Source organism: Legionella parisiensis (assembly GCF_001467945.1).
Taxonomy (GTDB): domain Bacteria; phylum Pseudomonadota; class Gammaproteobacteria; order Legionellales; family Legionellaceae; genus Legionella; species Legionella parisiensis.
Window position 1 is genome coordinate 660,236 of sequence record NZ_LNYQ01000013.1, and the last position, 21,459, is coordinate 681,694.

Genomic DNA, 21,459 nt, shown 5'->3' on the forward strand with positions numbered 1-21,459 from the left:
TTTTTTTGGAAGCTATATGATGAATAAACTCTCAATTACGGCAGCATGTTTTATTATTTCATTTTCAGCAAATGCATTCGCAGGCCTGTCTCATCTGAAGCTCAACTTTAAGAAAACTTATTGTAATAATCAGGAGTTCTTGGGAAATAGTGCGTCAAAAAGACCCCATTTGCATTGCGGTGAAACGTTTATAGCCTACAAAAAAGCGAGTGGTGATCATTTAAATATCACAGATGCCGGAACGTGTAGCAGAACAGACAACGTTTTTGATGATATTAAAGCAAATAGAAATGCATTTGCAGATTACCAGGGTATTTATAATGCACTGGTATCATTCCATCAAGCAGGGTGCCCAAATCAATTAACATCTTAATAAATACCTGTAGTCTGGGTGCTTCGCAGCGTAACCGGGGTTTTCTGTTTCTAATTTTACGGGTTACGGCTACACCTTAACCCAGGCTACGAGAAAGGGTTACTTAAATAATTCCAGGACGTTTTCAGGCGGACGTCCAATAATGGCCTTGTTTTTATAAGTAACTATAGGGCGTTGCATTAATATGGGTTCTTTGAGCATCGCATGCAACACTTGATTTTCATCATCCAGGGATAATCGCAGTTCTTTAAAAACAGCCTCATCGGTTCGCACAAAATCTTTAAATGCAAAGTGAGCCCTTAAATTTTTCAATTGTTCCAGATTAAGCGGGGTTTTAAGGTATTCAACAATAACAGGCTCTACATTTTTACTCAGCAGTAGTTCCAAAGTTTTTCTTGATTTGGAGCATCTAGGATTGTGATAGATTATAATTTCTTCCATATTTCTCAACTTATTATGAGATAATTTGAACTATAACATGATCGTTGCGTTTTCTCCTTATTTTAATTTCTATCCGCAATAATGATAAGCGTAGCCCCACAAAATTGCTCAGAATGTTAGTTCAACCTACTTGTAAATTTAAAATCCTTAAGTGAGACCATTAAGTTACAATCGCTATTGACTCCAAGACAAAACTTCTTTTTACTAACATCTCGATCCAACATTGAGCAGAAGCTTATGCAATTTACTATTGTCCCTATTCAAGAACAACATATTGAAGCGTTTTGGTCCGCAGTGGATAGTGTTGCCCGTGAGCGTAAATTTTTAGCTTTTTTAGAAGGGCCTCCGATCCAATTAACTAAAGAGTTTGTTTTAGATCATATCAAGAATAATTGGCCGCATGTTGTAGCTTTGCATCAGGATCGCTTGGTGGGGTGGTGCGATATCAGTTCGCTTGACCGGCCTGTTTTTGCTCATGTTGGATCTTTGGGAATTGGCGTCATTGCGTCATATAGAGGTCAGGGTATTGGCGAGGCATTATTAAGCACCGCTTTACAGATGGCTCAAGAAAAAGGGTTAACACGGATTGAGCTTACAGTGCGTGAACATAATAAAGCGGCAATTGCACTGTATGAAAAATACGGGTTTGTAAAAGAAGGGATACATAAGAATGCAGTACGAATCGATGGAGAATATGAAAATCATATTTTTATGGCCTTGCTTTTTGAATAATGGATTAAGTTATCCGGATATTCATTCTTTAGTTTAAGTAACAGGTCATTATATCTAGTAATAGCGATAACAGAAATTCCCTGAGATGCTAGTTCTGAAGTAAGTGTATATTCGATACCGCTGCTGGAGCTGGTAGCTTGCAATGCGCGGCATATTGTTACTCCATTCATCATTAATAAATGAAGTAAGTTCATTTTGGCTGCGTGTTCTATTCTCAGATAATCCTCATTGCAAACAACTAGTTTACGCTCTTCTATTAAAGATAATTTTTCGAAAATGATTCTTTCTTAATCAATCCTTAAGCTTAGTTGTTTTATACTGATAAAAAATGAAAAAGGAGGCTGCCATGTCAAACAACTATGAACTGGGTGTTCCTGCCATAATGACAGAACACATGAACGAGATGAAAACTTAACTGCAACAAAATTTCATTATGTGGGAAGAACTAAAAAATAAAAATCCAAAATAGTTCTATAATTAATTTAAGCGAACCTTTTTGAGATAAATCAAATGAGTAGATTAAAATTAGACCAAGCAATTTATTATATCGGGGATGATTCCGAGTTAGGGACTGCACAAAAGCTGCGAGAAAATGTAGCTAAAGGTGCAGGTAAGAGAACGGAGCAGATTCCATTACTTGAGTTTGGCACTAAAGGACAAGAAGTACCAGATGAAATCATTTTACTGGCTCATAGCGATGACACACGGCAACATATCGGAGACAAAACGCCAGTAGAATTAGCACGGGATCTTGCCAAGCAATTTCAGGGTAAAGATAAGACCCAACTTAAATCAATTAAATTAGTCTCTTGTGAGGGCGGCTTTGGCGATCACCCCCTTGCCTTACAGGTTGCCCAAGAACTGCATAGACAAGGATTTACAAATGCCGTTGTTAAAGCAGCCACTCACCCTAAAGAAAGCAAGATTGGCGGCGTTGTATCCGTAACTACCAAGGCTGGAATTTCCATCATGACAGGTAATGAAGATGGGATGGTAAGTGCCGTAATGTATGGCAATCAGAAGACATCTGATTACATACGCTATAAAGAATTGAAGAGTATGGGGGCTAAAACAACAAAGTACAGACGAGGACGGACTGAAAAAGATGAACAGGAGATGCGTGAGCTAGCTGAAAAGTATAATGATTTTAAAGGTTTTGACGAAGGTGTTTCCAATTATTGTAGGATACAATTGCTCCATAATATAAATGATTTGGATGCCCCTTATAATTGCTATACTAAAGATGGTGTTAAAGCTCCATTAAGTCTTGATGCTGCAATTGCTTTAGATTACTTACGAGACAAAAGACGTGTGCATGCAGTCCACGGTAATGATAAAATTGTTCAGTACCTTGATAAGGTTATAGAAAAAATAAATCAGAATTCAGCAATGAAGCAAAGTGCAATTATGCAAATATTTGATGATAAGCAGCTGGCAAAGGGAGTATCATCAAAACTTATATCTTCAATTAAGGAAGAACTTCCTAAAGCAATTATGGAAAAAACAGCGGCGATGGGTCTATCTAAGCCTCTTAGTAACGTAGACATTATTGAATCAAAAATTGAAAAAGATGAAGACTATTTGGCTAAATTGGTTGCAAAAGATGGTATTTTCGACAAGCTATGGCGAAGTATCTATGGAGCGGAAGATTTTACCAAAAACTTACGCTTGAAACTAAAAAGTGTCAGCACTCAGACACTTCATGCGAAAGCAGAACGCGAAGACATAAAAGGTCTCATACAAAGCCAAAAGGAAAAAGATATAGAGAGCGGCAAGCTTGTAGAGATTGATAAGGGCTTTTTGGGTCTTGGTAAAACAACAAAGACAGATACTCCTCTTAAAGCTTTGTATACTGAGTTAAATACCTACATGGCGAAAGAAAGCCCAACGAAGAAAGAGGATTGGCAACGAGTAGTTACGGCGTACCAAACGTATGAAAGAACGCAGCCAAGAGGAAAGCAAAGTACAGAATTAGAGAAATTAGTTGGACAGCTTAGCGAAAATAATAAAAAATATGAAAATATTGGGAAAAACGTAAAAGGCATAAAAGCTCAGATAGATGATTCTATTGCAGCATATTTGGCTAAATATGATAAAGGTGATGCGACTGATAAGACGCATGTACCCAAAGTGGCTGTTATGAAAGCAATGCAAGCTTATGCAAGTGAACCAACAGAAAAAAATTATGAAGAATTACAAAACGCAGCTCAGACAAATCCTGGTTGGGATAAAGGGTGGTTCTCAAAAGTTAAGTTCTTTATGTCGGAGGTTCAAGAGGCTCGTAAAGAGCAGGTATCAGAAGAGAGTCGTCTGTCATCTGAATTTAATAAAGGTATGAAATAAAGTAGTGTTAACGGAATTTAACGCTTCTACCTTAGACTAGCGAAAATCGTAACCCGGGGAATCTATGAATAGAATCCCCGGGTTTTTTCTATCAACTTAGGCCGTATTTTGTTTGATACTCAGAAGAACTCAAGTTTGCCGCATCAGCAAACATTGATCCAAAGATGTCTTTAAACGACCCAGTTCGTTTTTCATTATCAATGATAATCGATCGATTTTGCATGTTTAACAGATTGATTATAAAAAACTTCGGATGAATAAAGATTTAATGTTTTAATTTCATCATCAAAAATTTGATTGACGTGTTTAAAAAATCATTGTCACCATGATTGCCTTTATTAATAATGCTAATCTTTCGTTGCTTGCTATCAAAGAGATTGTCCAAATCAAAAAAGCAGTGATCAAGGAGAACACCAGATGCCGGTAAATCCGTTTCAGTTTGTTCATTACTGGGAATGGCTTTAACTTTTGCTCGAAACATAGCAAAACATTCAATCTGAAAATGGGGAAGTGAATTCTTCTTCGTATTTTTAAGATATTTAATAACATTTCTTTGGTACTGGGAATAATACCAAATCATAGTTATTGTTACGTGCGCAAATCATAACCTAATTGAGGATGATTTTTACTCAAATGCGGTGATGAATTTTTTCAAATAGCTGTTTTGTTTGAATTGTAACAGACCCTCATAATTTTATTTAAAAAATCTCTTTGTTAATCAATCCTTAAGCTTATTTGTTTTACACTAATAAAAAGAGAAGAGGAGAAGCTATCATGTCAAACAAAAAACTTACTGAGCGTTTGAACTATGAACTTGATGAACTTGGGGTTCCTGCTTTAATGACAGAGCGCGTTCAAGCGTGTTCTAAGATGTTCGAACTTCCTAAGTTTAAGATTGAAGCTTTATTACATGGGGTTGCTCTAGATTGCACCACCATGCAGAAAATTGCTGATGAGCTTGAGGTAAGTACGGATTGGTTATTTGGTGCTAGCCTGGAAAAAACAAAACACTAAGTAACTATTTTTTAAAATAAAAAGCCCATATTGACCAAGCAATACAATATGGGCTTTCAAAACAAACAGTTATCTGGCTCGAATTTCTAAAGAATTATCAGTTTTTTGATTATTCTTTCTCCCGGAACCTGCTTGATAGTTGACCGGATAGTCTAATGGTTTGCAATGAAACCGGATACCGCGATCTCTCCCCGTTCAATCTTATCTATAATTGTTTTCTTTCTGCAACTTTAAACGAAACTTAATACCTTTGGATATATCCGTGATATTGTTTGTGCTAGTTTGTAAAAAATGAGAAGGTTTGTTTAAGAAAGGGGAAAGCCATGATTAAAATAAAACCAATCATGGCAAAATGATTCAATACTAAGGATTAAGTTTCGTATCTATTTGATCTTCATCAGTTATCTCTATACCGCCCTTAGTGACAACCTCATGAAACATGCCGTATACCTTCTCATTTTTTATGAGATCGTTTGAACTAAGAAGACGTTTGGTGTCAATATGAAGTTTCACTAATACGGGTTTTAAGGCTTCTTTAATAGCATTCCATAAGCCAATTTCCATAGTTAAATATTTATAATTGTCATTTATTATCTTGGTACATTTTTTTTCAAACACCAGGAGATCTGGTGAAGATTGTTTGCTCTCGAAATAGCCTTTTAATTCCGACCCTAATCCGTGTAACATTCTTAATTTAAAGAAATTATTTCCGATACTTATTTGCCCGTTATAGTTATTAAGAGCTGTTACAAGATCAAAAACAGCAATTACTGAATCAGGCGATTTAGCATCATGCAAATTAACTATCTTTTTGAGGCTTTCTAGTTTACCTTTTTCTTCTTCTCGTACCAGTTTTTGTTGTTTCTCCGCTGTCAGCAGCAGTTGTTGTAAATTACGGTTTGGCTCTGCTGTTATTTTTTCCTTGGCAATCTGAAGCGCTTCCCATCTTTTCTGGAAGCCATTTTCTCCCTTGATATTTTTTAGAAGAGTCAGGCCTGCGTCCATTTGCTTCTGGTAACCATTTTTTCCTATGACATCACTTCTTAATTCTTCCGTAGTTGGTTGGTGCTTGGATGTTTCTGCTGTTGCCTTATGTATTTTTCTAGACATGATTTCCCCACTTGATGCTTAAAAAATAATTATATTATACAATTAAAACCCAAAAAAATTAACAAAATACCAATTTATATTCGATCAGTTATTTGCTTTTGAGCTAATTTCGAATAGTCAAGCTTAAGGATTGATTAAAAACAAGCTTATTGCCTAAAATTTTTTCGATCGAAAGTTGAGATAAACAGTTCGAATCCAAACGTATTTTGAGCTTGCTATTCCTGATAAACAAGAAAAATCTGAGCTTCGTTATACACAGACTACCAACTCTTATTTAGATGAACATTTAGGCGGATGTACTTCCGCTGTGTTTTATGAACATAAAAAAAGCTCAAACGCATGATTGAGTTTGAGCTTTTCCATCTAAACTTTTATTTAGAGAGTGGGAGTGAGCGGATTCTCCATATCATTATCCGCTTTTATCGCTATGCCCTGACTCTTAATATCAAAAAATCGAGTTCTAATTCCTCTACTTTTTAGAATCTCGGTTGAATCAAGAGTTGAATCAACGAAACAACCTTTAGGGCTTAAACCAACAAGTTTACAAAAATCATTATATAGGTCTTTTATGGCATTCCAAAAAGTGGGTTCTACAGCGAGATCTTTGTAATGATCGTCCATTACTTTGGTGCATGCTAGCTCAAATTTATCCAGTGCTGCTGCATGGGTTTCATTCTGCGGATCATAATCCTTTTTAGTTGTATTTAAAAAATCAACTAGATGCTCACGGAGTTCCTGTATCATTATTTGTCTGACCGCATCCGTTTCCGGTTTTATCTTTCCCGCGTAGCTATTAAGAGCGATTGCAAGATCATAAATGGTGATTACAGAGTTGGGTGATTTTTTGGAACCAAGAGGATTCAATTTGTGTGGCTCTTCTCTAATAATCCGCTCTTCCAATTCCTTTAGTTTGAAAGTCATTAAATTGTTTTTCTGAGGTTCCTCTCCATTCTCTATAATATAGTCATTTCTTTGGGGAGCTTTGGGTTTTGGTATTGAATAGGGCTCAGAGTGATATTTATCCCACATGCTTTTACGATGTTCCCATGATTGTAATCTTGTTTCATACTTTTGGCATGCGCGTTCATATGCAGTTTTATCGTACATAGCTTTTCCCCTCGTCTTCTTTTATTGTAAGAACTTTTCTTGAGTTTATTTATGACTCATAGAGATAGAAAAATAGGCATTATAGGGAGATATATAACTAAAGTACAGATTTATGGTGTTTTTAACCATCAATAGACAATGCTTTAAGTCACTGGGAAGGATATCTGAAATTGAAAGTGAGATCCTTGGCAACGCAGCATAAACCCGAGTGAAGAAGATTCTCCAGAAGATTCAGGTTTTGCTGCATGACACTCTGCCTACAATTAATTGCAACTATCATAAACGGCGCAATTGACTAAACTGGTAGCAAAATGATAATTATTATTTTGATCATGAATGACCTCCCAGTCAAATACTCCTCCAAATCCTGGATAAGTTCGTGGAGGAATATAAGTGTCGCAACTTGCTGGGCTCGCAATCCCTGTACGTAAACATTGTAGTGCACGTTTAATTGTACCTATGACTGCTGCGGGCGAACCATCACTTTGTCCTGATGCGTTAGGTGCAGGATAGCCAAGTACTACTTGAGACGGAGTAAGGTAACTGATATAGGGTTGGAACCCTGTTTGTTGTCCTGAGCTGGTAACTGCAGGCCAATTCTCTAATAAATCGGTTGCCATGGCGACAGAAGCATTGGGGCTGCTTGTATTGTTTGGATCATAACAAATTAAGTCGATACCAAAAGTACACCCTGCGTTATACATTTGAATGCCTACCCATTCTAAAGATTGATGGGTTTGCATCACTAAAGAAGCATAATTTCCCCAGGTTGCATCAAATCCTGAGGTAGCAGCAATGTTTGCCGTTTGTGGGGCCAAGGTAAGCAGTAAATTCGGATGCTTGGTATGCATGGTATTGATGATATTGGCTAAAACGGCAATATCGCCTGTAGGGTTGGCAAATGTACCACCTGCGTTTAACCCGCTTTCAATATCAAAATCAAATCCATCGAAATTGTATTGAGTTAATAGATTTTCTAATGAACTCATGAAAGTCTGTTGAAATGCTGTAGGTGAAGGGGCAGCAGATACTACCTGATGGAAATTGACCGTTGTATTGGGAATACTTGTCAAAGCACCCCCTAAAGAAAGCAATACCTTAATTCCGGCATTATGCAGTGATTGGATGTAACCTGCTGATACCGTATCAAAAGCAGGTGTAATTTGTCCGGGAGATATGGTACTAAACACGCCAAAAGCTACAAGAATGTGCGTATAACCTGCATTTGCCAAAGCAGTGGCAGGTGGCGGTATCTGCCAGCCGGGCAGGTAACCTATAATTCTGCCTCCAGTGCTTGTGTTTTGGGTATAGGTAATTGTTGCGGTAGCGGAAGATGAGGCAGTTAAGGGTTGGGGAGAGTAGCTGATTGTATAACCATTTACTGCGGTTGCACTTACTGTGTAGACTATTCCATCAGTTAAGCTGACATTACCTGTTCCTGCTCCATTATTTAAAGGAATTGTTTCAGTTACAGGAGAACCGTTATTGGGAGTAAAGGTTACATTAATGGAAGAAAGAGATGCGGGGGCTCCTGCGACCGTAACAGGAATATTGTCCTGTGCGACCTGAACGCAATTATAGGCAAGTTGTACTGTTGGAGCAGAAATTGCTGCGGTAGCCGATGCTGGGGTAAATGTTGGAGTACAATTATAGCCATTATATACTATTGCCGGAGTTGAAAAAGTATAGTTAATTCCATTAGCTAACTGACTGATTACATTAATTGTGTTCCAATGAGCTTGAGCATTGGTTGCGCTTTGATTATCCATACGGGTTAAGGTTACTGTAGGAATTCCGGTATAGCCTGATAATTGGGATGGCAATGCAGCTAAGGCGATGTTGATGTTTCCTGTCGTTTGGCTTGCAGTATAGGTCAGCGTAGAGGAGACCGTGGTACCTGCGGAAACCGTTAAGCTTGCAGGATTTGCTACTCCTTGATACACGATGTCATTGCTGGCTGTAACATTCGTTGGTGAAACGGTATAAACTCCAGTAGCCAGACCGGATATCAGTTGTTGTCCAGACCAGGGAATCTGTACGGTACTCACAGTTTGTCCATTTAAGGTTAAATTCACTAAAGCATAGGTTTGCGAGACATTAGCTGGTTTTGCTGTAGCATTAATTAAATTGATAGTACCTGTAGATGTTGGGGAATTTAAATAAACAAGAACACTATTGTCTATGTAATCTGCAGTAGGTGATCCGTAAATAATGGTAAAAGAGCTTCCTTTAGGCAATTTGCTGTTTGCCCCTGGATATGTGGGAAATTGTAAGGAGAGCGAGGATAAGTATGCGCCGCCACTTTGGGGTTGGGATGTAATTTGCAAGTTATTAACTGGATAAGATAATGGTGAGAAATTTCCCCAAAACGAGGTATTGAGATTGCTACCATTAGAAAATGTCATTGTGGAATTGTGAAAATCTACCGTTTGATTGCAATTGTTGGTTAATTTCAACGAAACTGTTTTCCAGCTACTTGTACCTGTTGCGCTAAAGGTGCCAGTAATGCATGAAGTTGGTTGAGGCACAACAATTGGAGTTTTGGCAAAGCCCTGATTGAAGCAAAACAAGAAACCGACTAAGAATCCTATTCTTTTCATAAATTCCCTTAACTTTCATAAAATTAGTTAGTTCTAAGCTTATTAACAATAAAGAGCTTTAGCGTTTAATGCAATATTTTTTATTCTATGTACGGAATAAACCTTCATACCTGCTGCATCAAGCCCGATAGGTGGGAAGTGGAGAAATTTTAATCTTTATTGAAAACTCTTATTTATTTTTAACTCCAAATCATTTCATTCCCAATTCAGGAGTGATCTTGTTTTTATTAGTCATCTTAGTGAAAGTCATTATAATCCATGGCGAGTAGTTGTGATCCTTTTCTATGGCTTTTCGAGAAATCAAGCAGTTCAGGCGGATTTTTTTCACACCATCGAATTGCAGTGATTGTCGGTAGAGTGTCCTTATTATGTTGAGACGACCATTGAGCATGTTCTAACAATAAACTTGCCGCATAGGTTTGTGCTAATGCAAAAGCAAGTTGCCGAGCTCCTGCTTGTTGTTCTTCTTCACTCATCTGAGACATAGACTGAATATAATTTTCCAGTTTTTGAATGGTGTGCTGAATTTTTACTTGAGATTGGATGAGCTCTTTATTGTTGATATGACTCAATCGCTTTTTGACCTCTTCAAGAAAAAAAAACGTCGCATTCTCTTTATGCATAGCGCGCAAAGCATCCAGGCTGAGAATATTGGTTGTGCCTTCCCATATGGATAAGACTTGAGCGTTTCTTAATAATTGTGGAAGACCTGTATCTTCAATATAACCCGCTCCCCCAAAAGCTTCTAATGCTTCGCTAACTAAAGCAATTGCCTGTTTTGCCGTATAAAGTTTGATTATAGGAGTCAAAAGTCTCAGTACAGCCCGTTCGGCTTCTGTTGCTTCACCTAATTCATCCTTGCCCAAGAGTTCAATAGCATGAAAAACCAGATGGAATGCGGCAGTAAATTCTAATTGCATGCTTGCTAATGTTTCCAGATGGAGCACGTGTTTTGACAAAGTATGGCCGAAAGCAACGCGTTTTGTTGCATAATCACGAGCAAGTGCAAGGGCACGACGCATGTAACCAACGGCACAGCACGCATTGTATATACGTGTAATATTAAACAGAGAAGAAATTTTTTTAACGCCATCACCTGCATTTCCCACCAAGAGGGCAGGGGCGTTCTCCAAAGTTAATTCTGCCGTAGGTAAAGCGCGAGTACCTAATTTATCTTTGAGACGATTGATACGAATGCCATTCAGTTTGCCCATTTGATCGCGAAGTTCCAGATAAAACAAACTGAGTCCTTTACTGCCTTCGCGATCCCCCTCAATACGGGCAAGAGTCATGGCGATTTGTGAGGTTGTGGCCGAAGTAAACCATTTAACCCCGTTGAGACGAAAATGGGAGCCGTCTGGTCTCGCGATAGTTGAAGTGCCGCTTACATCAGAGCCTCCTGTTCGTTCAGTCATCCATTGGCCTGAAGTCCAGAAGCGGGCAGGATCGGAAGAGGTTAGATGAGGGAATGCATGATTTTTTAGGGATTCATCCGCATAAAGTTCCAGAGCACGCGCAGCGCCATCGGTCATTGCTAAAGGGCAGGTATAAATTGCTGATGAAGGATGAAACAAATACAATTTGGCAAATTGATGTATCCGTGATAGCGCACCATTCTGCCGTTCATAACCTATGGCTATTAGCTTTTCTTCCGCAGAGATTTTATCAAGCTCCTTCCATGCTTGGGATACTTCGATATGATCAATGCGTTTGCCCCAGGGATCATAAGGTACATGCTGTGGGGGGAATGCTTCGGCTTCTTGTCCTATTTTATAAATATCTTCAATGACTCGTTGACCAAGACGATGTAATTCTGGCTGAATTTGAGTCAACATGGGGGAAGGGAGTTTCCATTCCAGATAAGTTTTTAAAACTCGATCTTCATCATATTGGTTGCCCAAGCGTGGAGGTGTTTGAAAAAAATCACTCATGGATCTATTCCTTTAGATTTTAATTGTATCTATCTTAACCGGCCTAAAGTAAGGGGGCAAGGCAATTACACTTATACCTAAAAGGCTGTCATCCAGGGATCTATCTCTCGAAATAATCCATAGTTTAAATTAAGCCCTGAGGATTGTTTGATTCAATTAAGTTAGTTTTCCAATGTCTTATTTGATTTCTATTTGCGATAGGGCCGATCTGTGAAATGGGTTCCATTGAATATTTTGGCTTAGCTTTAGATGGATGTTGTAACTGGATTCCTGCCTGCGCAGCGATGACAGCTTGCTTTGCACCTCTTACCTGATGTAACGAGCTTATCTAACAAGTCCGTCATGTGACACTGAGAAAAATTAGAAATCTAGCTCATGCTTACTTAACATATTAATATGGATCCTTTTATTTGAATTGATGGCGCATTTTAAACTCTTTTAATTTCTTATGTCAGGAGCCAAAGAGTTTTGCTTCACAATAGTACTCACGTTACACTGTATTTTTTTATGTAGGGTAATCATCGATGAGAACACATAATCTTGTAACCTGGGCGCATCATCTTTTCTTGTTTTATAAAGAAAAAGTGTTTCGGAAATTATTACCAATAACGATAGTAATTGTGGTGTACGCTGAAATAATTCTTTATTTTTTTGAAAATGCGTCAGGCTATAGTTTAGGTCAATTCCATCTAATTTTTAGTTTTATCCTCACCATAATTATTAGTTTCAGGGTAAACACCAGTTATGCACGTTGGTGGGAAGGACGAGTTTTATGGGGTTCAATCGTTAATAATTGTAGAAACTTAGGGTTAAAATTCGATGCGTTTATTGGTTTACATGAATCTCCTGATTTTTATGAATTGTTGAAAAAATTACCTGTTGTTATCAAAAGCCATTTACGCAAAGACAATAGAGAGCTCCATACAATATTGCTTTCCTTATGTATTCATGAGTCCCAAGGAAAAAATCCCGTACTTTTGGTAACCAAAAAAATGTATCGTATTCTTAATCAATTGCGTCAAGATAATAAACTACAACTTGAGCAATACCTGGCGCTGGATATACATTTAGCCAATTTGATTGACATGACGGGAGGTTGTGAACGAATTGCAAATACTCCTGTGCCGCCAGCGTTTGCTTTTTTTGTAAAGCAAGCGATGCTTTTTTATGCCATCATGTTCCCTTTCGGTTGGGTAGATACCTTCGGATTTTTGATTGTACCAATGATGGTCATGATCGTATATATTTTGTTGGGTTTGGAAATGTTATCCGAGGAGTTAGAAGACCCTTTTGGTAAAGATGATAACGATTTACCTTTAGGTACTATTGCAAAAAATATTGTGCGTAATATAGAGCAAATAGCTGAACTCTAGGGTGAGTTTAAGATGCCCTACGCACTCTTGTGGTATGCTATCTTGAAAAATAAAAATACATGGGTTAATTTCCTAAATAAAAACAGCTTATTAATCCATATTATAAATCAAACATAAATTGACAGTAACAGCTCAAAAAGCAAATCATATAGTTCCCGGAACTGTACTGTTTATTATGAGATAAGGAGGCTCAAATGGTAAATAAAGGTACGCCGGATCATGAACACTGCCATATACATCCAAATAAATGTATTTCTTGGACAGCTGTTTTTGTTGGTGCTCTAACTGCACTGGGTCTTTGTTTTTTATTAAATCTTTTAGGAATTGCTATTGGATTAAGTGCCTTTAAAACGATGAGTAATGGATCGGTCATCGTCGTTGTGGGTGGTTTGTTGGGAATAATTATAGGTATTGTGATCGCCACGATTGCTGCTGGCTATGTCACCGGCTATTTGGGGCGATTGTACTGTCCTAAACGTAATTTGGGAACCATTTATGGATTTACTACCTGGGTTTTGGCTTTAATCTTGGGAGCTGCACTGATAGGGCTTTTAAGCCAGTATGTAGTAACCTATACTAACTCCGTTTCCCGAACAGTGGTAGCAGTTCCAATTACAGTGAATCAAATTTCCACTCCTGTTGGTACTACCAAAATTTCTTCTTTAACAAAAAATGGTCAAAAAGAGGCTGTAGTAGAAGTTAATGTGACTCCAACAAATCTTGCTTCAGGAGCACTCATAATTTTTGTACTATTTCTCGTGGGAGCGATATTCACTTGTGTTGGTGCAAGTTGGGGAATGCACTGCAAGAAAGATAATGACTCACTTTAAAAAAGGATATCCAACTGTATTTGCCCGCATCTGCGTGATGCAGGCAAATATATTTCAATTAAAAACTACAATTAAAATCGTAAGGAAATACGACTGAAACACTATTGTCCGAACCATCTAAAATAACTGGACCTGCTTTTAAAACACATTGACCAATAGCCGGTCCTTGCAGCAACGTTGGTGTTGAATACACGGTTGCACTGATTGTCAGAGGAGCTGGAGTGCAGGGCAATTTGTCGATAAATTGAGGTGCTTTTCCACCAGGCAATGTGAGGGACTTACTTAAGCCAAATTCATTGGTCACATTAAATGCAACGTTTTGATCAAATTGTACTGGCGGTGTAGCAACTGCAACCTCAACTTTACAGCTTAGATCCTCATCTGCATAAGCAGGAATAAAAACAGATAAGTTAATCATGCAAAGAGTGGCTGTAATCATTTTTTTCAACATAACAAACTCCTGATATTGGATTATTATTGGGATTTAACTGATGTGCTACTCGTTATAACAGGCGCCAGAGAAGAATTTATTGCTTGGTCAATGCCTGCATAAATACTGATATCATGTACCATAAAATAGGTAAAATATCCATCAATTCAGAAAAAAAGATAATTCATAGTACATTTTATGATCATAAAAGATGTAAATTAGTAAAGCACCAGGATATGATTACATTCGTTACTTGAATCAAAATGGCCGGGTACCAAGCCTGAACGTTTCCCACATAATCGAAACAGGAAAATACTTATTATATGGTATACAGTTATGCCTAAAGGACAGTCATCCCTGCGCAGGCAGGAATCCATCCATCAAAATAGTTCATAACTCAAATTAATTCACTGAGGATTATTTGACTCAATTAAGTTAATTTTCCATTGTCTTTTCCATTTTTTTATTTGTTTTTCTCTGGTTATTGTTTCATAAACATTAGAGTGAACCTCAAAATAAACCAATTCATGCACATGATATTTTTTAGTAAATCCGTCGACTAAATTTTCCCTATGTTCGCAGATATGTGGGGCAAATTGCTTGTGACACCAACATATAGAGTTCCGTATTTTTTGCTGGCCAGAATATAAACATAATATTGCTTTCGCAGGGATGACAGAATATGCAGGGATGATAGAATATGCACGGCATCGAGACAGAGCTTTTTCCTCGGATACAGACCCCATTTAAATCAGAAAAATTTTTTGAACCTACCTGCTATATTCGTTAAAAATTAGTTAGAATGTTTAGGAGCTAGTATCAATTAAAGGGAGATAATGACCAGAACCATTCTTAAAAGTCGATTGCTTGCCCGACTTGTTCTAATGATTTTTATTGGGATGGGTTGTATGGTTCATGCTTATGCATTTTTCCCTGATAGCACACAGCAAATCAATACATCTTCTATTTCTGCTCAGGTGAAACCTAAACAAAATCAGGAAATCATAGTATTAATACATGGGTTGATGCGTACTTCCCTCAGTATGTGGCCATTAAAAATTTATCTAAAAAAACAAGGTTATCTCGTTTATTCCTATAGCTATCCTTCTGCAAAATACAGCATTCAGGAGCATGGGATCTATTTGAATCAGTTTATTAAAAATTTATTAGAGAAAAATCCAGGTGTTAAAATTAATTTTATTACTCATAGTCTTGGAGGTATTATTACCCGAGAGGCATTATCCAGTTTTTCGCCCAAACAATTACAAAATATTGGCAGTCTCATTATGTTGGCTCCGCCAAATCAAGGTTCAAAACTGGCGAAGCTTTCTACTAAAATGTTTCCCATGCTCACTTCTCCAATCAAACCATTAGTTGAATTGAGTTCTGAGCAAACATCGTACGTACATCATGTATCGGTACCAAACATTAAAATAGGGATCATCGCAGGACGCTATGATGCGAAAGTACCACCAGAATTTGCTCGTTTAGAAGGACAAAATGAGCCAATGATTGTTGATTCCAACCATACTTTTATTATGAATAATGCAAAAACCAGGCAGTTAATTATGAGTTTCTTAAAAAAGGGAACCTTTGCACCAGTGGCAGCAGAGCGTAACTCAAAAAAAAGAGGATGAAGATTTGCTCTACTATAATATAAAACCCTTGCTGTTACCAAATTGCCATCGCCATTTCCAGATCGTCCTCTTCTCGATCTGAGCCCCAATCATAATCTGTTCCTTCATCATAACCTCGAATCATGGAACTTAACGTACGGATAATGAAAAGAATCGGATGAAGGGCAATACTGACTATACTGAGTGCAGAACCTACTAAATCATCGACGAGATTTAAAGCATGGGTTGGTAAACCAGGCCAAGAAAAGGGATTTAAAAGTAAAAATGGAGTAATGAATACGCGTAATAAAAAAGCAGTCAAGTCATACAGAGCACGAAGTATATGACAGAAAAAGCTGGTAAGTGCGTCAAGATGAAAACCAAAATTATAGTAAGGATAAAACTTAAATTCTGCATAAATTGCAGAAGCTGCTGTACATGTGGCATTAAAAAAGGTACTCAGAATGATTCTCCTGAGAAAACAACTGAGCGCGATCTTATCGCATTTTTTATTATAGTGCTATTGTTTGGTTTCTTAACTCAAAGAAATTTTTGCTCTGTAAAACAAGTGCTTAACGTAAGCAAAAGCTATTTTAGGGCGGATAAAATTGATTATTTATTTTAAAATGTAGGGGTTTACTATTTTTAGATACCTAAACAAATTGATCCGGTATTTGTTTTCTCAAAAATAAGCTCGGAAATTTCTTTACTTAAAAGCTCGCGCACGGCCTGTTTTTTCTCTGGAGTTATTTCAGCGAGTAAATCTTGGTACACACTATGCTGATCGCTAAAGGAGCATTGGCAAAAACCATTGATTTCCCGAAGTTGTTGACACAAATAGGTAATTGAATCACTGTGTTCGTTGTAAGGTAACATTATTTGAAATTCATTTTCAAGCTCCTCAGCTTGAGCATAGGTTGCTAAAAGTAATAAAGTATCAAATACCTCAAGACGGTTCGCTTTTTCGTCTTCATCAGGGGTTTTCTCAAAGACCTCACGCATAGAATCAATAAACTGTGCTATTTTAGCTTTCTCGCGCGTGATTTTTTCTAGTAAATTAACATCCATTGTATCTTCCTGTTGATTAAAAAATGATTTATATCGCATTAATTTTCTCACTGTATAGATTATAGACTAAGTATATAATCTGTTACTGCATACTGTTACTTGCCGTTTACTCGATTGGGAGTCAATGATTTGTTCGACCATTAAATCAATATCTTCATGCAGCAAACATTCTTTCTGAACTGCTTTCAAACTACCGTGCTGTCCATGCAACACAAGCATTTGCAACAAGGTTTTTTCAGCTGTATTGTCTCGGATTTTACTTTTTACCTGTTCTGGATCGAGAATTTCCATAACTATTTTCCCTGTTTCTTTTCTAACAGTTAAACAAGGCAAGTTATTTTCACCATTTAAAATGATTTTAAATCCGTGATTCATTACCGTGAATAATGAATCAATCTGAAACTCAGGTCGTTTTAATTTGTCTAAAAAGAGATGTTGATCACTTTTAGCTTGTACATTCACGCGTGCTTTATTGAAAAAAGAAGCTAAGTACATCAAGGAACCTTTATCATGATGAATTGTTAATGTCTTTTCTCCATGTGTATCTGCAGTAGCAATCAATGGAGGGGTTGCACCACGGGGTATGTTCGTATTATAAAATGCAATGGTTGTATTAGGGGCACAAGAAATTAATAGGTTGATGCTCGCTGTCTTGTGCATATGAAGTAGACTGGTGGTGTTCACATAGCGCCCTTTATCAGCTGAACCACTTTCCTCTTGTTTTGCTCTATCATAAGAGCGTTTAACGGCCAAAGACATATCATCCAAACAAGCACAGACCACAACAGAATTATTATTTTTTTCTACTAAAGCTTTTTGCGACGGTTTATAAGTCACACCGTCTATAATTACATTCGGTCTTTTGTCTTGTTGGGCTAAAATACGTTCTTCAACAAGCTCACTGATCAAATAAGCACTATCTTGTGTACGGATAAAGACTTGATCGGTTTCTTGTTTTTCAAACTCTTCTGTAAATGGCAAAAATATGCCTCGATAATCATCTGTGGCCAATGAGACATAATCCTTTCTTTGTTCTCTCTTGATATATTGGTTGGAAATAGTACTTTTACCACTGGCTGCTGGACCTAAAAAGACTAAATGACGATTATCGGCAAAGGGATAAACAGTTTTCTTTTCTAGATTATATTGTTGAGTAAAATAGTCCAAATTGTTATCCAAAAATTCGGACATCATTTTGTTTACCAATTGCTTTTGTATTTTATTTTTTGCCATGGTTAAACATGATGCGAATTTCAATTGATATTCGTGGCTGTCTTCGTGTAAGGAAGGATATATTTTTTCCATCTTTTCATGAGCATTTTTAACACAACGCTGATGCAGTTCCTCTTTTTCCAGTAAAACGTAGATTTGCGACCAATTCGAGGTGAGTTGTGGAAAATGAGTGCTTGACTTCAAGATTTCATGAAACAATTTTTGAGCCAGCGCGTTCACCTCTTCAGTATCAACTTGATAATCTGTAATTAATCGTGCAGAGAGATGAAGCATCAATGCTGTTTGTAATCTGGGTACCAGGACATCAGTTAACCACTCTTCATGAGCGATATTGGCATGCTCTAGTTGTTCCTGAATGTCACCCTCCATAAAAGTAGGCTGCAATATACGATTATATGTTTCCTGTAATTTTCTTTCCTGAAGACTCCATCGATTAAAACCTTTGAGTGTTATAACATGTCTCATATTGAAGTGTTCAACAGCAGTTTGCCTTACCCTACGTAATCTTCCAGGAACTAATTTAAATGAACCCTCAGGTGGCGTCAGTTCTTCTCCATGTGGTATAACGGCCTCTACTTCAGAACGCAATGTTTCTAGTGAAAGTGTTTTATGACCTTCACGAGTACCTCGCGTGATTCTGATGCTATCCAATTTTTTTCCATAGGGTTTCGCTTCTTTAACTAATGAAGTCGATTCTGTTTTATGAGAGTGAAGAATATCCAGCAATGGTTTTTCCTTAGAAAGATGAATTGCCCTATGTTCTTGTCCTGGAGGAGTTGGTAGCTTCACGTGGGCGGTAGATGCCCTGGGTGCACCATTTTTTTTATTGTAAAATTCAATTCCAGCATGAATGACTTTTTTGGAGAACTCACTTATACCTTGAATTTCTCCATCTAAATTTCCGGGAATAACATCAAGTATTTCATTATCTCGGCTATAGAGAATTGTCATGACATAGTCATCGGGATTAACATGCGTATAAGCAATTTCACCTAAATTCGACTTTCCTACAATTTCTGCAAAAGGCTGAGAGTGAAATGATTCTTTACCACGAACAATATAGAGTATCCTTACATCTTTCATACCACCGAATTTGATGGCTACGTCAAATTTATCTGTAACAGAGCGTGTTCCACCAATCCCTGTGGTTGCCAAGGTGGCGGCTGTTCCGGAGCGAATTTCATGTTTTTTAACATTATTCTCTTGTCCAGCCAATAAATGACCGTCAGCAGAGTATTCGCCAGTGCGGGTCATTTTCTTGGCGAAAAATACAGTTTCCTCTAAGGAGTCAGTTAGGTGGCCTCCTCTAAAAACAACAGGTGCTTGGGTCATATTTAAGTGATCATTTTGATAACTTTGTACTGTATGATAATGATGCACATCATTTTTAAGATATATTGTAAGTTTTCTTTTAAGCTGCTCTCTAAAAACAAGGGGGGAAGGTAAAACCAGGCCTGATTCATCTGTTAAAAAAGATTGCCCATTTTTGTCTTTTATATCACGAGCAGTCACAAAATTCCTATCGCTTACTAATCCATTAACCAAACTCACCAAATCCAATTTCCAAATTTTATCTGCATCCTGACGGTCTGTGACATATTGAATTACCTTATCATTGGATGTAAGAAATAGAATTTTTTTGATAAAATTTTCAAAATTACCTGCTGTTGAAGGAAACTCATCCCCAGGTTTTAAAAGTGGAGTGCTGCTGTAAAATTTTTTCATTTCCTTTAAATGAATGATCAACTGAGTTATTTTCTCATCCAGTTCCGCATCTTTTGCGTTTGGGTTGTCATCAATGCTAGCGATTAGTGCAGTTATTTCCTTCATTAATTCACCAACTGCATCGATCTCTTTTTTGCATTCTTCATTGATTTCTGCAGGTTCTTTTATTTGTTTTATCCAATTATCCAGCGCTTGGTTATAACGCTGACATGCTCCGGCAGCCAAGAGATTCTTTAAGCGATCTAAATTTCCCTGATTTAGCCACTGATAAAGATTAAATTTATATCCCTCATCCTTGACCAGGTCGACCGCCGGCAAATGAGATAAAAATAAGCTTGTACCAACATCACTCTCCAAAAAAGTGATTCCTTTATCTCTTAATGTTTCAGTATTATTCCGTGCAATATTTCCGGTATGACCTCTTTGAGATGTGATTTTCAAAAGCTCAGGCAAATGACTTCTTAATTCTTCTTCCGTAGTTTTTTCATCTACAATAAAATTGCACTCACTGAAATTAATTGTTGCGGTAATTTCATCGCCATTTGGGCCAACGACCGTATATTGTAATCTGCCATCAAGCAATGTGATATATAAGGTATTAGTTGGGAGTGGTCTTGATTCGGGTGGTTGTAAGCTTAAATCATAGCTAATTTCCTGAAAAAATTTTAATAGAGACTGACTGTCAATTTCTTTGGGCGCCTCTACATGGCTGCTTTGTATTCTTCCTTTATTAAACTCAGAAACAAGATAATGGGTAAATGATCGGAGAAACGATTCATATAATGGTTCATTGGCCATAAAAGCAATAAACTGATAATAATCATCTTCTTCTGTTATCTTGCCGAAATTAGGTATGCTCTTAGTTAGTTTTTTCTGCACATACAAAAATTGAGTGAATACTTCCTCAAATTGTTCCAGTGAAATAATCCCCACCGACGCTAAATTTTCCAGAGTCAGCTCGGTAAATTTTTTAGCGGTAATATGTAATGCCAGTTTTTGTACAAACAAAGCATAACGTGGATTGCTCTGCAATTTTTCTATTGCTTTTTTTAAGCGTTCCTTATGGAACTCCTCGTATCCTATGTTGAGAATCACTTCATCTTGAATATTAATTTTTTGTTTTTTAGCATCTTGAAGAATAACAAGAGCAATTTCTGGAGCAATATTATCCCATTGGTAAATTACACCATCTGTGGTTTTTTCCTGTGAATAACTAGTAGCTGATAAGCCAATGGCACCACGCAAAGTACGATAATACTCATATCGTGACAGATCTGTATCGGTCAGTGTGTCGAAATTTATTCGTTGCTTCGAGTATAATCCTGGCATATTCGTATCAGTATGTATAATTAATAAGCTAGTAATTTTATAGCACAGGATTATTAAGGATTAATGAAGTGATTATTAAAATTTTTTTGAGGAGTAATAATCTAAATTATATAAAAGCAAAAAATTATTTATCGAATCAATGACACGGGAACATTTCCGTATGCATAACCATTGTATCAATCGTTCAAAGGAGTAATACTAAAT

Annotated in this window: 17 protein-coding genes; 7 read left to right on the top strand and 10 right to left on the bottom strand. The window is 37.2% G+C overall.

The annotated features are described in order from the left end of the window. Nucleotides 1–16 precede the first annotated feature (16 nt). Nucleotides 17–373: a hypothetical protein gene (locus Lpar_RS09020; RefSeq protein WP_237759374.1), complete on the top strand. Its 357-nt coding sequence runs from the start codon at nt 17–19 to the stop codon at nt 371–373. A 99-nt stretch (nt 374–472) separates the two neighbouring features. On the opposite strand, the gene arsC is transcribed toward Lpar_RS09020, so the two are convergent. Further along, on the bottom strand, nt 473–814 hold the full coding sequence (arsC, locus tag Lpar_RS09025) for an arsenate reductase (glutaredoxin) (RefSeq protein ID WP_058517635.1): 342 nt from the start codon (nt 812–814) through the stop codon (nt 473–475). 237 nt (nt 815–1,051) lie between these two features. On the opposite strand from arsC, the gene Lpar_RS09030 reads away from it, so the two are divergent. Together Lpar_RS09030 and Lpar_RS09035 are read left to right on the top strand one after the other, a co-directional pair. Next, nucleotides 1,052–1,546, top strand: a complete 495-nt coding sequence (locus Lpar_RS09030) for a GNAT family N-acetyltransferase (RefSeq protein ID WP_058517636.1) — start codon at nt 1,052–1,054, stop codon at nt 1,544–1,546. Between the two features lie 510 nt (nt 1,547–2,056). Then, the gene (locus tag Lpar_RS09035; RefSeq protein ID WP_058517637.1) at nt 2,057–3,889 is read left to right on the top strand and encodes a hypothetical protein; all 1,833 of its coding nucleotides are present in this window, start codon (nt 2,057–2,059) and stop codon (nt 3,887–3,889) included. A 265-nt stretch (nt 3,890–4,154) separates the two neighbouring features. Here the strand turns inward: Lpar_RS09035 and Lpar_RS18475 are convergent, their stop codons facing one another. Next, the gene (locus Lpar_RS18475; protein WP_058517638.1) at nt 4,155–4,370 is read right to left on the bottom strand and encodes a hypothetical protein; all 216 of its coding nucleotides are present in this window, start codon (nt 4,368–4,370) and stop codon (nt 4,155–4,157) included. 293 nt (nt 4,371–4,663) lie between these two features. On the opposite strand from Lpar_RS18475, the gene Lpar_RS09045 reads away from it, so the two are divergent. Beyond that, nucleotides 4,664–4,903 carry a hypothetical protein gene (locus tag Lpar_RS09045; protein ID WP_058517639.1) on the top strand — a complete coding sequence of 80 codons (240 nt, stop codon included), beginning with the start codon at nt 4,664–4,666 and terminating at the stop codon, nt 4,901–4,903. A 363-nt stretch (nt 4,904–5,266) separates the two neighbouring features. Here the strand turns inward: Lpar_RS09045 and Lpar_RS09050 are convergent, their stop codons facing one another. The 4 genes from Lpar_RS09050 to Lpar_RS09065 all read right to left on the bottom strand — a co-directional run bounded on the left by Lpar_RS09050 (nt 5,267) and on the right by Lpar_RS09065 (nt 11,651). Continuing rightward, on the bottom strand, nt 5,267–6,013 hold the full coding sequence (locus Lpar_RS09050; RefSeq protein ID WP_058517640.1) for a hypothetical protein: 747 nt from the start codon (nt 6,011–6,013) through the stop codon (nt 5,267–5,269). Nucleotides 6,014–6,388: 375 nt separating this feature from the next. Further along, nucleotides 6,389–7,120 carry a hypothetical protein gene (locus Lpar_RS09055; RefSeq protein ID WP_058517641.1) on the bottom strand — a complete coding sequence of 244 codons (732 nt, stop codon included), beginning with the start codon at nt 7,118–7,120 and terminating at the stop codon, nt 6,389–6,391. A gap of 263 nt (nt 7,121–7,383) precedes the next feature. Then, nucleotides 7,384–9,720, bottom strand: coding sequence for a glycosyl hydrolase family 18 protein (locus tag Lpar_RS09060; RefSeq protein ID WP_058517642.1), 2,337 nt, complete (start codon nt 9,718–9,720; stop codon nt 7,384–7,386). Between the two features lie 236 nt (nt 9,721–9,956). Continuing rightward, complete coding sequence (locus Lpar_RS09065) at nt 9,957–11,651, bottom strand: acyl-CoA dehydrogenase family protein (protein ID WP_058517643.1); 1,695 nt, start codon at nt 11,649–11,651, stop codon at nt 9,957–9,959. Between the two features lie 524 nt (nt 11,652–12,175). Here Lpar_RS09065 and Lpar_RS09070 point away from each other — a divergent pair. Together Lpar_RS09070 and Lpar_RS09075 are read left to right on the top strand one after the other, a co-directional pair. After that, nucleotides 12,176–13,024: a bestrophin family protein gene (locus Lpar_RS09070; RefSeq protein WP_058517644.1), complete on the top strand. Its 849-nt coding sequence runs from the start codon at nt 12,176–12,178 to the stop codon at nt 13,022–13,024. Between the two features lie 194 nt (nt 13,025–13,218). Further along, complete coding sequence (locus Lpar_RS09075) at nt 13,219–13,854, top strand: hypothetical protein (RefSeq protein WP_058517645.1); 636 nt, start codon at nt 13,219–13,221, stop codon at nt 13,852–13,854. A 58-nt stretch (nt 13,855–13,912) separates the two neighbouring features. Here the strand turns inward: Lpar_RS09075 and Lpar_RS09080 are convergent, their stop codons facing one another. Beyond that, a complete protein-coding gene (locus tag Lpar_RS09080) occupies nt 13,913–14,305 on the bottom strand; it encodes a hypothetical protein (RefSeq protein ID WP_058517646.1) in 393 nt (130 codons plus the stop codon). An 815-nt stretch (nt 14,306–15,120) separates the two neighbouring features. Between Lpar_RS09080 and Lpar_RS09090 the strand changes: the two genes are divergently transcribed. Beyond that, a complete protein-coding gene (locus Lpar_RS09090) occupies nt 15,121–15,921 on the top strand; it encodes an esterase/lipase family protein (protein ID WP_058517647.1) in 801 nt (266 codons plus the stop codon). Between the two features lie 34 nt (nt 15,922–15,955). Here the strand turns inward: Lpar_RS09090 and Lpar_RS19320 are convergent, their stop codons facing one another. The 3 genes from Lpar_RS19320 to Lpar_RS09105 form a co-directional block, all read right to left on the bottom strand. Continuing rightward, nucleotides 15,956–16,222: a hypothetical protein gene (locus tag Lpar_RS19320; RefSeq protein WP_237759375.1), complete on the bottom strand. Its 267-nt coding sequence runs from the start codon at nt 16,220–16,222 to the stop codon at nt 15,956–15,958. Between the two features lie 323 nt (nt 16,223–16,545). Next, nucleotides 16,546–17,007: a hypothetical protein gene (locus tag Lpar_RS09100; RefSeq protein ID WP_058517649.1), complete on the bottom strand. Its 462-nt coding sequence runs from the start codon at nt 17,005–17,007 to the stop codon at nt 16,546–16,548. A gap of 27 nt (nt 17,008–17,034) precedes the next feature. Further along, complete coding sequence (locus Lpar_RS09105; RefSeq protein WP_058517650.1) at nt 17,035–21,255, bottom strand: zeta toxin family protein; 4,221 nt, start codon at nt 21,253–21,255, stop codon at nt 17,035–17,037. Nucleotides 21,256–21,459 lie beyond the last annotated feature (204 nt).

Excerpts from the sequence above, each read along its gene's own strand:
- Lpar_RS09020 (WP_237759374.1), top strand. The coding sequence starts at position 17 with ATGATGAATAAACTCTCAATTACGGCAGCATGTTTTATTATTTCATTT.
- arsC (WP_058517635.1), bottom strand. The coding sequence starts at position 814 with ATGGAAGAAATTATAATCTATCACAATCCTAGATGCTCCAAATCAAGA.
- Lpar_RS09030 (WP_058517636.1), top strand. The coding sequence starts at position 1,052 with ATGCAATTTACTATTGTCCCTATTCAAGAACAACATATTGAAGCGTTT.
- Lpar_RS09035 (WP_058517637.1), top strand. The coding sequence starts at position 2,057 with ATGAGTAGATTAAAATTAGACCAAGCAATTTATTATATCGGGGATGAT.
- Lpar_RS18475 (WP_058517638.1), bottom strand. The coding sequence starts at position 4,370 with ATGTTTCGAGCAAAAGTTAAAGCCATTCCCAGTAATGAACAAACTGAA.
- Lpar_RS09045 (WP_058517639.1), top strand. The coding sequence starts at position 4,664 with ATGTCAAACAAAAAACTTACTGAGCGTTTGAACTATGAACTTGATGAA.
- Lpar_RS09050 (WP_058517640.1), bottom strand. The coding sequence starts at position 6,013 with ATGTCTAGAAAAATACATAAGGCAACAGCAGAAACATCCAAGCACCAA.
- Lpar_RS09055 (WP_058517641.1), bottom strand. The coding sequence starts at position 7,120 with ATGTACGATAAAACTGCATATGAACGCGCATGCCAAAAGTATGAAACA.
- Lpar_RS09060 (WP_058517642.1), bottom strand. The coding sequence starts at position 9,720 with ATGAAAAGAATAGGATTCTTAGTCGGTTTCTTGTTTTGCTTCAATCAG.
- Lpar_RS09065 (WP_058517643.1), bottom strand. The coding sequence starts at position 11,651 with ATGAGTGATTTTTTTCAAACACCTCCACGCTTGGGCAACCAATATGAT.
- Lpar_RS09070 (WP_058517644.1), top strand. The coding sequence starts at position 12,176 with ATGAGAACACATAATCTTGTAACCTGGGCGCATCATCTTTTCTTGTTT.
- Lpar_RS09075 (WP_058517645.1), top strand. The coding sequence starts at position 13,219 with ATGGTAAATAAAGGTACGCCGGATCATGAACACTGCCATATACATCCA.
- Lpar_RS09080 (WP_058517646.1), bottom strand. The coding sequence starts at position 14,305 with ATGTTGAAAAAAATGATTACAGCCACTCTTTGCATGATTAACTTATCT.
- Lpar_RS09090 (WP_058517647.1), top strand. The coding sequence starts at position 15,121 with ATGACCAGAACCATTCTTAAAAGTCGATTGCTTGCCCGACTTGTTCTA.
- Lpar_RS09100 (WP_058517649.1), bottom strand. The coding sequence starts at position 17,007 with ATGCGATATAAATCATTTTTTAATCAACAGGAAGATACAATGGATGTT.
- Lpar_RS09105 (WP_058517650.1), bottom strand. The coding sequence starts at position 21,255 with ATGCCAGGATTATACTCGAAGCAACGAATAAATTTCGACACACTGACC.